9 protein-coding genes and 1 riboswitch are annotated in these 10,298 nt (G+C 75.0%); of the genes, 2 read left to right on the top strand and 7 right to left on the bottom strand.

Going from position 1 to position 10,298, the window contains the following annotated elements; all coding sequences use genetic code 11:
• Positions 1 to 187 precede the first annotated feature (187 nt).
• From AB0B01_RS30310 to AB0B01_RS30280, 7 genes are all read right to left on the bottom strand, one after another.
• Positions 188 to 592 (bottom strand): transglycosylase SLT domain-containing protein, encoded by a 405-nt coding sequence (locus AB0B01_RS30310; protein WP_361726030.1) that lies wholly within the window; start codon positions 590 to 592, stop codon positions 188 to 190.
• Between the two features lie 388 nt (positions 593 to 980).
• Positions 981 to 1,778, bottom strand: coding sequence for an ECF transporter S component (locus tag AB0B01_RS30305; RefSeq protein ID WP_361726027.1), 798 nt, complete (start codon positions 1,776 to 1,778; stop codon positions 981 to 983).
• Complete coding sequence (locus AB0B01_RS30300) at positions 1,775 to 3,571, bottom strand: ATP-binding cassette domain-containing protein (protein WP_361726024.1); 1,797 nt, start codon at positions 3,569 to 3,571, stop codon at positions 1,775 to 1,777. Before AB0B01_RS30300 ends, AB0B01_RS30305 begins: the two co-directional genes overlap by 4 nt.
• A complete protein-coding gene (locus AB0B01_RS30295) occupies positions 3,568 to 4,902 on the bottom strand; it encodes an energy-coupling factor transporter transmembrane protein EcfT (protein WP_361726021.1) in 1,335 nt (444 codons plus the stop codon). Before AB0B01_RS30295 ends, AB0B01_RS30300 begins: the two co-directional genes overlap by 4 nt.
• Positions 4,899 to 5,579, bottom strand: a complete 681-nt coding sequence (locus tag AB0B01_RS30290) for an SCO2322 family protein (protein WP_361726018.1) — start codon at positions 5,577 to 5,579, stop codon at positions 4,899 to 4,901. Before AB0B01_RS30290 ends, AB0B01_RS30295 begins: the two co-directional genes overlap by 4 nt.
• Entirely contained in the window at positions 5,579 to 6,823 is a 1,245-nt protein-coding gene (locus AB0B01_RS30285; protein WP_361726015.1) for a prenyltransferase/squalene oxidase repeat-containing protein, read from the bottom strand. The genes AB0B01_RS30290 and AB0B01_RS30285 overlap by 1 nt, the downstream gene beginning before the upstream one ends.
• Before the next feature lie 133 nt (positions 6,824 to 6,956).
• Positions 6,957 to 7,030: riboswitch (cobalamin riboswitch) on the bottom strand.
• Between the two features lie 126 nt (positions 7,031 to 7,156).
• On the bottom strand, positions 7,157 to 8,230 hold the full coding sequence (locus AB0B01_RS30280; RefSeq protein WP_361726012.1) for an MBL fold metallo-hydrolase: 1,074 nt from the start codon (positions 8,228 to 8,230) through the stop codon (positions 7,157 to 7,159).
• Positions 8,231 to 8,438: 208 nt separating this feature from the next.
• Between AB0B01_RS30280 and AB0B01_RS30275 the strand changes: the two genes are divergently transcribed.
• The gene (locus AB0B01_RS30275; protein WP_361726009.1) at positions 8,439 to 9,908 is read left to right on the top strand and encodes an aldehyde dehydrogenase; all 1,470 of its coding nucleotides are present in this window, start codon (positions 8,439 to 8,441) and stop codon (positions 9,906 to 9,908) included.
• Complete coding sequence (locus AB0B01_RS30270) at positions 9,908 to 10,141, top strand: ferredoxin (protein WP_361726006.1); 234 nt, start codon at positions 9,908 to 9,910, stop codon at positions 10,139 to 10,141. The genes AB0B01_RS30275 and AB0B01_RS30270 overlap by 1 nt, the downstream gene beginning before the upstream one ends.
• Positions 10,142 to 10,298 lie beyond the last annotated feature (157 nt).

The raw sequence follows: 10,298 nt of genomic DNA, 5'->3' as shown, positions 1-10,298 counted from the left end.
GCCCAGCCGACCGCCTGGTCCAACAGGGCGTGCTGGCCGAGGGGGCGCGGCTTGTAGACGACGGTGGCACCGCCGGCGAAGTGCAGCACCGGCCTGGGGAGGCCGGCCACCGGGGCCTTCGCACTGCTCTTACCGCTGTACTGCTGCTACCGCGTACTGCTGTTACTGCGGGACGGCCACTGGCGGCTTAGTACCAGTGGTGGGCCTGCCAGAAGTTCCAGGCGCCGACCGGGCTGCCGTAGCGGGAGTTCATGTAGTCCAGACCCCACTTGATCTGGGTGGCCGGGTTGGTCTTCCAGTCGGCACCCGCCGAGGCCATCTTCGAGCCCGGCAGGGCCTGGACCAGGCCGTACGCGCCCGAGGAGGCGTTCGTGGCGGTGTGGTCCCAGCCGCTCTCGTGGGAGATGATCTTGTCGAAGGCGGCGAACTGGGCCGGGTCCTTGATCATCTGGTGCGCGATCGCCTTGGCGCTCGTCGGGGCCGCCTGGGCGGGAACCGTGGCGAGCATGGTGCCGGCGACGCCCAGGGCGACGATGGAGCCGGCGAGGGTCTTCTTGGAAGCGGCGATGCGACGGATGACAGCGTTGGACACGGATGAACCTTCCGAAGGGGGTAAGGGCGGTCGCGGGCACGCCGAAGACGTGCGTGAGCCACTCACGCGGAGGAGAGGGGTTCGTCGGGCGGGGGGCGAAGACCCCGGCCGCCGTAGCGACAACACCAGTTAGCCAGGCCGAGAAGGGTCTGGCAACGACCCCTCTTACTACGCGCCCTCGCAGTCGGGTACTTTCGACCCCCGCCCGGTGATGGAGGCGTCCGGGCAGGTGGGAGCCGGTTCGGGGAGGCTCCCGAGGGGTGCGCGGCGCCTACTATCCGCGGTCGGATGTGACGTGGGTCCTGTGGGGCGGGTCACCGCCGGATGCCCGAATTGTCACCTTATGTATCAGTTCGTCACGCGAAATGGAGTGTGGGCGGGGCCACCATCAACGCGAACCGAAGGAAATCGGCGTCTCGAACGCCGCTTTCCGCACCGCCCTGCGCAGCGCCTTCAGCAGCGTCCCGCCGAGCGTCACCGTCAGCACGACGGTCAGGGCGGCCCGGCCCAGATCCCACCCCAGGGAGGTCGCCAGGCAGTACGCGACGAAGCGCGCCAGGTTCGCGGCGAGCGGCTCCCCCGGATGGAAGGAGATGCCCTGGCCCATGCCCTGCAAGGTCACCCAACCCTGCAGGTTCATGATCGTGCCGTACGCGAACGAGCCCGCGAAGCCGTACGCCGCCAGCATCGCCAGCTCCGCACGGCCCCGGATCCGCTCCGCGCCCGGCAGCAGCCCGGCCCCCAGCGAAAACCAGCCCAGCGCCAGCATCTGGAACGGCATCCACGGACCGACCCCGCCCGTCAGCAGGGCGGACGCGAACATCGTGACCGAGCCGAGGACGAAGCCGAAGCCCGGCCCGAGGACCCGGCCGCTCAGCACCATCAGGAAGAACATGGGCTCCAGGCCGGCCGTCCCCGCCCCCAGCGGACGCAGGGCCGCGCCGACCGCCGCGAGCACCCCCAGCATCGCCACGGCCTTGGCATCCATCCCCTGGTCGGCGATGGTCGCGACGACGACGGCGACCAGCAGCGGGAGCAGGACCGCGAACAGCCAAGGGGCGTCCTCGGAGTGCGCCAGGCCCGACCCGCCGTCGGCGAGCAGGGGCCAGCCGAAGGCCGCGATGCCGATGAGGGTGACGAGGAGCAGCGCGGCGGCCGCGCGGGGGCCGATGCGTACGGGCCTCATCGGGCGGCCCCCACGGCGCGCGCGACCTGGGCCACCGTGAGCCAGGGCGCGGGAGCCAGGATCTTGGCCACCTGGGGGGCGAACGCGGGCGAGGAGACGACCACCTCGGCCGTCGGGCCGTCCGCCACGATCTCACCGCCGGCCAGGATCACGACCCGGTGCGCGAGCTCGGCGGCGAGCTCCACGTCGTGGGTGGCGAGGACGATGGCGTGGCCCGCCGCGGCGAGCTCCCGCAGCACCTCGACCAGCCGGGCCTTGGCGGCGTAGTCCAGACCGCGGGTCGGCTCGTCCAGCAGGAGGAGGGCCGGCCGGCCGGTCAGCGCGAGCGCCAGCGCGAGCGCCAGGCGCTGCCCCTCGGAGAGGTCGCGGGGGTGGGTGTCGTCGGGCACGCCGGGCAGCAGGGCCGAGACCAGGTCGCGGCAGGTGCCGGGGGCCGCGCCGGCATCGGCGTCGGCGGCCTCGCACTCGGCGGCGACCGTGTCGGCGTAGAGCAGGTCGCGGGGTTCCTGCGGGACGAGGCCGACCCGCCGGACCATCTCGCGCGGCGCCGTCCGGTGCGGGGCCCGGCCGCCGACGCTGACGGAGCCGGAGGCGGGCTCGACCATGCCGATGAGCGCGGCGAGCAGGGTGGATTTGCCGGCGCCGTTGCGGCCCATGAGGGCGACGGTCTCGCCCGGGGAGACGGTGAGGTCGATGCCGTGCAGGACCTCGGCGCGGGCCCGGCGCACCGAGACCCCCCGGGCCTCGGCCACCGTCGGCGACGGGGACGGGGGCGCGGGCGCAGCGGCGGGCGTACGGCGGAGCCGGGACCACAGGCCGGGGCGGAAGCCGGTGCTGACGGGGGTTTCCTCCCCGGCCCGCATCTTCCCGGCAGCGGAGCCGTGCCCCGTACCCCCCGCCCGGACCGCCGGCGCGGCCGGGTCGGGCGTCGCCACGGCTGCCGGTGCGGGTCGCGCCGCGAGCGGGCCGGGGGCGTGCTCGGACAGGCGGGAGCGCAGGGGCGCGGCCAGGCGGCGGGCGTCGCGGATCGACAGGGGGAGCGGGGACCAGCCGGCGAGGCGGCCCAGCGAGACCACCGGCGGGTGGACCGGGGAGACGGCCATCACCTCCGCGGGCGGGCCCAGCACGGGTGCGGCGCCCCGGCCCGGAAGCAGCAGGACCTGGTCGGCGTACTGGACCACCCGTTCCAGGCGGTGCTCGGCCATCAGTACCGTCGTGCCCAGGTCGTGGACCAGCCGCTGCAGGACCGCCAGGACCTCCTCGGCGGCCGCCGGGTCGAGGGCGGAGGTCGGCTCGTCCAGCACCAGGACGCGCGGGTGCGGGGTCAGGACCGAGCCGATCGCCACCCGCTGCTGCTGCCCCCCGGACAGGGACGCGATCGGACGGTCGCGCAGCTCGTTCAGGCCCAGCAGGTCCAGGGTCTCCTCGACCCGGCGCCGCATGACCGCCGGAGCCAGGCCGAGGGATTCCATCCCGTACGCCAGCTCGTCCTCGACCACGTCCGTCACGAAATGGGCGAGCGGGTCCTGGCCCACCGTGCCGACGACGTCGGCGAGCTCACGCGGCGGGTGGGTGCGGGTGTCCCGGCCGGCGACCGTGACCCGCCCGTGCAGCGTGCCGCCGGTGAAATGCGGGACCAGACCGCTGACCGCGCCCAGCAGCGTCGACTTGCCGACGCCCGACGGGCCGACCAGCAGTGTGAGCTCCCCCTCGGGAACGACCAGGTCGACGCCCTGGAGGGCGGGCTCCGCGGCGCCGTCGTAGGTCACCGACACCTGCTCGAAGCGGATCACTGCGCTGTCTCCTTGGGCGGTACGGGTGCCACGAAGGCGGGAAGCAGGCCGATCAGGATCGCCGCCGCAGGCCACAGCGGCAGCGTCGGCGCCACCAGCGGCACCACCCCGGGGCGCAGGCCCTCCGGGTCGAGGGCCCCGGCGCAGGCCATTGCGGCGGCCACGGCCGCGCCCGACCCGGCGACCAGCCACGCGCGCGGGCCCCAGCGGTCGGGCCGGTAGCGCGTACGGATGCTGCGCCGGCCGCCCAGGCGAAGCCCCGCGAGGGCGAGGAGCAGGCCGAGGAGCAGGACGGGCAGCCCGTACCCGGCGCCCTCGGCGGCGAGCAGGCCGTACGTGCCCGCGCACACGCCGAGCAGTCCGCCGAGGGTGAGGGCGTTGGTGGTGTGGCGGACGGCGGCCGGCACCTCGGCCGTACGGCCGTAGCCGCGGACGTCCATCGAGGCGGCCACGGCCACGGAACGTTCCAGGGCGCCTTCGAGTACCGGCAGGGCGATCTGTGCGACCGCCCGGATGCCGCCGGTGGGGCGGCCGCGCAGGCGGCGGGCGGTGCGGAGGCGGGCCACATCGGCGACCATGTTCGGCGCGAAGGTCATGGCGACGACGACGGCGACGCCGGCCTCGTACAGGGCGGCCGGGAGCGACTTGAGGAGCCGGGCCGGATTGGCGAGGGCGTTCGCGGCGCCGATGCAGACGAGCAGGGTGGCCAGCTTCGCGCCGTCGTAGAAGGCGAAGACGAGCTGCTCGGCGGTGACCCGGCCGCCGAGGCGGATGCCCTGCGCCCAGGCCGGGAGCGGGAGCTCGGGGAGGGTCAGCAGCGTGTGCGCGCCGGGGACGGGCGAGCCGAGGACGGCGGAGAAGAGGAGGCGCAGGGCGATGACGAAGAGGCCGAGCTGGAGGAAGGCGCCGTACGAGCGGGCCCAGGGGGCGGTGGTGCGGCGGGCGGCGACGACGTAGCCGGCCACGCCGACGAGGAGGCCGAGCAGGAGCGGGTTGGTGGTGCGGGAGGCGGCGGTGGCCAGCCCGAGTGCCCAGAGCCACCACGCACCCGCGTGCAGGGCGTTGCCCCGGCGGGCCTGTGGGGCCGTGTGCCTGCGGCTGCGCGGGGTCGGCGTCTCGTCCCGGGCCGTCCGGGTGGTCCGCCCGGGCCGCGGTCGCGGGCCGCTGCCGGTGCCGGTGCCGGGGGTGGTTCCCGGCAGGCGCGGGTTTCCCTCCGCGGCACCCGTGCGGGTGGCCCCGGGGGTCGGCCGGCTGCCTTCGGCGTCCGCCTCACCGCGCGGCCGGGCCGGGACGCCGTCGGCGGGGGTGGCGGGGCCGGCCGACGGGGTCATCGGGTACGGCGGCGGGACTGCCAGATCGCGGCCGCGGCCAGGGCCGCCACCGCCGCAAGGCCCACCAGCAGGCCCGCCGAGGGGCCGCCGTCCGACGGGTCCTGGGCCGACGGGTCTTGGGCCGCCGACTGCGGGGCGGACGGCTGCGCGGGCTTCGGCTCGGCGTCCGCCATCGGTTCGCCGCAGCCCTGTTTCGGGTAGCCGGAGATCCCGCACAGCAGTGCCGCGCTGTCGTACCGCAGCGGCTTGGCCACCTCTGCCAACGCCTCGGCCGCCGTGGCGTCCGGGGACACCTGGGCGCAGGCCGTACGCGGCGCCTCCTGCGGCGGCGCTTCGCCCGCCGGGGCGTCCGCCGCGAGACCGAAGTCGACGACCAGCGCCACCCGCTTCCTGCCCTCCACGGCGGGGGTCGAGCCGCAGATCGCGGCGAAGCCGGCCGCCGCCCGCGGCTGCGCCGCCTCCGCCGCCGCGTCCTTGCTCACCGCGAAGCGGAACCCCTGGACCGAGCCGTCCGCCGGGCGGGCCGACGACGGGCCCTGGGTGGCGTACTGCCACCGGCCGCCCGCGCCGTCCCAGAACGACCAGTACCGGTAGCTCGACGCCAGAGCGGGAGACGCGGCGAGGAGGGTGAGGAGGATGCCGACGGCGAGCGCCGGCAGGGTCGGGCGGCCGCGCATCAGAGCTGGTTCTTCTTCCGGCGGCCGCTCAGCATGATGCCGATGCCCATGCCGGCCGCCGCGCCCGCGCCGACGATCCACCAGATGTTCTGGCTGCCGGAGCCGTCCTCGTCCTTCTTCTTCTCGTCCTTGCTCTCGGCCTGCGCCGCCTGCGGGGCCGGGCCCGTCGCGTTCAGGGCCGACACCAGGTCCGTGCCGCCGAAGGACCTCGGGTCCGCGCCCGTCGCGTGCGCGGTGAGGATCAGCGTGCCGAGGGCCGCGGGGCTGCCCTTGGACCAGTCCGCCGAGTTGGCCTTCAGCCATTCCAGCGCGCCCGCCGCCGACTGCTTGTGCCCGGCCGCGGCCAGGGCGATCACCGCGTCGGCGGTGTTGCCGGTGTCCGCGGTCGGCTGGTCCGCGCCCGGGGTGACCGCGGTGAGGTGGCCGTCCTTCTTCAGGGCCTCGGCCAGGTAGCCGGCCGCGCCCTGGGCGGCGGCCACCGGGTCGGCCGCGCCCGCCGGGCAGGCCGGCGGGGCCGCGGGGGTGTCCGTGGCGGCCGGCTCGACCACCGCGCCCTTGCCCAGGCCGGCCAGGACGGCCGCGGCCGTCGCGTCGGCGTTCGCGGGCAGCTTCCCGTCGGCCGACTGGTAGCCGAACGCGCCCCGGTCCGCGGCCGGCTCGGCAGCGCAGCCCAGCTGGAAGGCCAGCAGGCCCTCGTACGCGGACTTGCCGGCCTTCGACCTGACCTCGGCCGGCTTCTCGCCCGCCACGGCCAGCGCGCTGATCACGATCGACGTCGAGTTGCCCTCGCTCGGGGTGCCGGGGACGAAGGCCCAGCCGCCGTCCTCGTTCTGGACGGACTTCAGCCAGTCCACGGCCTTCTTCACCGCGGCGTCGTGACCACCCAGCGCCTTCAGCGCCTGCACGGCCACCGAGGTGGCGTTGGTGTCGAACACCGTCGCCGTGTCACACGCCGCGCCCGCATCCGCCCGGAAAGAGGCGAAGCCGCCGTTCGCGCACTGCTGGCCGACGAGCCAGTCGACGGCCTGCGGGGCGGGCTTCACTCCGACCGTGCGCTGGGCGAGCAGGGCGAAGGACTGCCGCCACACGCCGTCGTACGTCGGGTCTTTTTTGCCGAACAGCCCGGACGGGACGACCGGCGCCGCGGAGGCGGAGGGGGAGGGCGCGGCGAGGGCTGCGGGGGCGGCGCCCGCGCAGAGCACGGCGGAGGCGGCGAGCGCGGCGGCGCTGCGGCGGACGTTCATGGGGGCGGGTGCCTCTCCTGCTGGGGAGCAGGAGGCAGGCACGCTCAGGCACCGGGCTCCGGCTCCGTGTACCTCGACGGTGCCGGCCGCCGGGGGCTCCGGCGGCGCGAGCCGCGCACCTCCCGTACGAGGCGATCCGGCTCCCCGGTCCCGGCGGTGCCGGCGGGTCACGGTTGCGGGTCAGCGCCGGATTCCCACCGGCTTCTCCCCGTACGGCAGGGTGGACGACGGGTTCACTCTACCGGCCCGTAGCCTGCCTGCCCGGGGCGCCGCCGGTCGACGCCCCTTACCGGGCCCGGGGCAGCGCCCGCGACGCGCCGCAGGTACGCGGCCTCACAGCGCCCGGTACGTCACCGGGTCGCTGCCCGCGACAGCCTCCGCCCGGCCCTGTTTCACCAGCCGCCGCAGATGCGCCTCCGCCTCCGAGACGGCGATGTTGCGGGAGCCGTACGGGATCTGCGCCCAGGGCCGGTTCCACTCCATCCGCTCCGCCACACCCCACGGGGTCAGCGGCTCGGCCAGCAGCTCCCACAGCCCGGTCAGCCGCTCCTCGTGGTGGCGCAGCAGCTCGCGGACCCGGGCCGGGGCGTCGGTGAAGGGGTGCTGGTGGGCCGGCAGCACCTCCGCCGGACCGAGGCGGCCGATCCGTTCGAGGGAGTCGAGGTAGTCGCCGAGGGGGTCGGTGACCCGGGTGTCCTCCGGGTCCTCGTACAGGCCGATGTGGGGGGAGATCCCGGGCAGCAGATGGTCGCCGGAGAACAGGCGGCCGTTGCCGGGCAGCTGCGCCGGGTGCTCCTCCTCCAGGTGCAGGCAGACGTGGCCGGGGGTGTGGCCGGGGGTCCAGATCGCGCGGAGCCTGCGCCCGGCGAGGGGGAGCAGCTCGCCGGGGACGATCTCCCGGTCGGGGACGGCGGCCCGCAGCCCCGGCAGCGTCCGCATCCGCCCGGCCGCGCGGGCCGCCCGCAGCGGGGCGATGTGGTCCTCGGGGGCTCCCGCGGCGGCGAGCTTGTCGCTCATGTAGTCGAACCAGACGCCGGGCTCCGCGGACCGGGTCCGCAGGACGACCTCGGTGTCGGCCGCGTGCATGGCGATCCAGGCGCCCGAGGCCTTCCGGACCCGGCCGGACAGGCCGTGGTGGTCGGGGTGGTGGTGGGTGATGACCACGCCGTGGACGTCGGCGACGGCGATGCCGAGCGCGCCGAGGCCGGCGACCAGGGTGTCCCAGGACTCCGGGTCGTCCCAGCCGGTGTCGACGAGGACCGGGCCGCGGCCGGTGTCGAGGACGTGGACGAGGGTGTGGCCCAGCGGGTTGTCCGGGATGGGCACCTTGATGCCGTGGACGCCTCCGCCGTGGTCGGTGACCTGCGGCACGGGATGGGGCTTCGCCTGTGACGGATCCGCTGGCATGAGGGGCTCCCTGTCTGCGCCTGGCCGGGGGCGTGGGCCGCCCGCCTCCACTGTGACGAGAACGTGTTGCAGTGGTCGCCCAAGTCGACCATCTCCGGGGCTTCCTGACCAGTCGTGGGATCACCCGGGTGGTTGCGTCCCGGCCGTGGACTCCTGGAAATAGAACTGGTATCAGTTCTGGGACGCCAAGCCGCAGGAGGCAGCAGCCATGACCGAGCTCGTGGAACACGGACACCTGTTCATCGGCGGGGAATGGACGGATCCGCTGGGCACCGACACCATCCGGATCGTCTCCCCCCACACCGAGCAGGTCATCGGCAGCGTCCCGCACGCCTCGAAGGCGGACGTGGACCGCGCCGTCGCCGTCGCGCGCAAGGCCTTCGACGAGGGCCCGTGGCCGCGGACGTCCCTCGACGAGCGGATCGCCGTCGTCACCCGGATCAAGGACGCCATCGCCGTCCGGCACGAGGAGATCGCCCGCTCGATCAGCTCCCAGAACGGCTCCCCCTACTCCTGGAGCATCCTCGCGCAGGCCCTCGGCCCGATGATGGTCTACGACGCCGCGATCCAGGTCGCGCGCGCCTACCCCTACGAGGAACACCGCCAGGGCGTGCTCGGGCCGATCCTGGTGCGCCGGGAGCCGGTGGGCGTGGTCGCGGCCGTCATCCCGTGGAACGTCCCGCAGTTCGTGGCCGCCGCCAAGCTGGCACCCGCGCTGCTGACCGGATCGACCGTGATCCTCAAGCCGTCGCCGGAGTCCCCGCTCGACTCGTACATCCTCGCCGACATCGCGCGGGAGGCCGGGCTGCCCGAGGGGGTGCTGTCGATCCTGCCCGCCGACCGGGAGGTCAGCGAGTACCTGGTCGGCCACCCGGGCGTCGACAAGGTCGCCTTCACCGGCTCGGTCGCGGCGGGCCGGCGCGTGATGGAGGTCGCCGCGCGCAACCTCACCCGGGTCACGCTGGAACTCGGCGGCAAGTCCGCCGCCGTCATCCTGCCCGACGCCGACCTGGAGAGCACCGTCGCCGGGATCGTCCCCGCGGCCTGGATGAACAACGGGCAGGCGTGCGTGGCCCAGACCCGCGTCCTCGCGCCGCGCAGCCGGTACGAGGAGGTGGCCGAGGCCCTCGCGGCGGCCGCCGGCGCCCTGGTCGTCGGCGACCCGCTGGACCCGGCGACCCAGCTCGGGCCGCTGGTGGCCCGGCGCCAGCAGCAGCGCTCGCTCGACTACATCCGGATCGGGCAGGAGGAGGGCGCCAAGGTACTGGCGGGCGGCGGCCGCCCCGCGGGGCTGGAGCGGGGCTGGTACGTGGAGCCCACGCTCTTCGGGGACGTGGACAACTCGATGCGCATCGCCCGCGAGGAGATCTTCGGACCGGTGGTCTGCCTGATCCCGTACGCGGACGAGGCGGAGGCGGTACGGGTGGCCAACGACTCGGAGTTCGGCCTGAGCGGCAGCGTCTGGACGGGGGACGTCGAACACGGCATCGACTTCGCCCGGCAGGTGCGCACGGGCACCTTCAACGTGAACACCTTCAGCCTGGACATGCTGGGACCCTTCGGCGGCTACAAGAACAGCGGGGTCGGGCGGGAGTTCGGCCCGGAGGGGCTGAGCGAGTACCTGGAGCACAAGATGATCCACCTGCCGGCGGGTTACGGGGCCGGGGCGGGTGCCTGATGGGCGACCGGTGGCACGTGGAGGTGGACCGGGGCGTCTGCATCGGCTCGGGGATGTGCGTGAACCACGCACCGCAGGGCTTCGCCCTGGACTCGGCCCGCCAGTCGCACCCCCGCGACCCGGAGACGGACGCGAACGAGCCGGTCCTGACGGCGGCGGAGGGCTGCCCGGTGGAGGCGATCACGATCACCTTGGCGGCGACGGGGGAGGCGGTGTTCCCGCCGGAGGAGTAGGGGGGGTGCCCGCACGCGGGGTCGGAGGGTGGGCCGGGGTCGGGGTCAGGGTGGGCGGGATGCCCGCACCCGGCATCAGGGGAGGTCCGGGGGCGTCCCGTCAGTCCACTGTCCTTCCGTGTCGGTCCGGGCCGTCAAGGGCGCTCCTTCGTCGCGT

The organism is Streptomyces sp. NPDC044571, assembly GCF_040647115.1.
Lineage (GTDB): Bacteria > Actinomycetota > Actinomycetes > Streptomycetales > Streptomycetaceae > Streptomyces.
This window is presented reverse-complemented; position numbering and strand designations above follow the sequence as displayed.

What these genes read in the sequence shown, in the direction of transcription:
- AB0B01_RS30295 (WP_361726021.1), bottom strand. Translation starts at nt 4,902, where the DNA reads ATGACCCCGTCGGCCGGCCCCGCCACCCCCGCCGACGGCGTCCCGGCC.
- AB0B01_RS30290 (WP_361726018.1), bottom strand. Translation starts at nt 5,579, where the DNA reads ATGCGCGGCCGCCCGACCCTGCCGGCGCTCGCCGTCGGCATCCTCCTC.
- AB0B01_RS30275 (WP_361726009.1), top strand. Translation starts at nt 8,439, where the DNA reads ATGACCGAGCTCGTGGAACACGGACACCTGTTCATCGGCGGGGAATGG.
- AB0B01_RS30270 (WP_361726006.1), top strand. Translation starts at nt 9,908, where the DNA reads ATGGGCGACCGGTGGCACGTGGAGGTGGACCGGGGCGTCTGCATCGGC.
- AB0B01_RS30285 (WP_361726015.1), bottom strand. Translation starts at nt 6,823, where the DNA reads ATGAACGTCCGCCGCAGCGCCGCCGCGCTCGCCGCCTCCGCCGTGCTC.
- AB0B01_RS30305 (WP_361726027.1), bottom strand. Translation starts at nt 1,778, where the DNA reads ATGAGGCCCGTACGCATCGGCCCCCGCGCGGCCGCCGCGCTGCTCCTC.
- AB0B01_RS30280 (WP_361726012.1), bottom strand. Translation starts at nt 8,230, where the DNA reads ATGCCAGCGGATCCGTCACAGGCGAAGCCCCATCCCGTGCCGCAGGTC.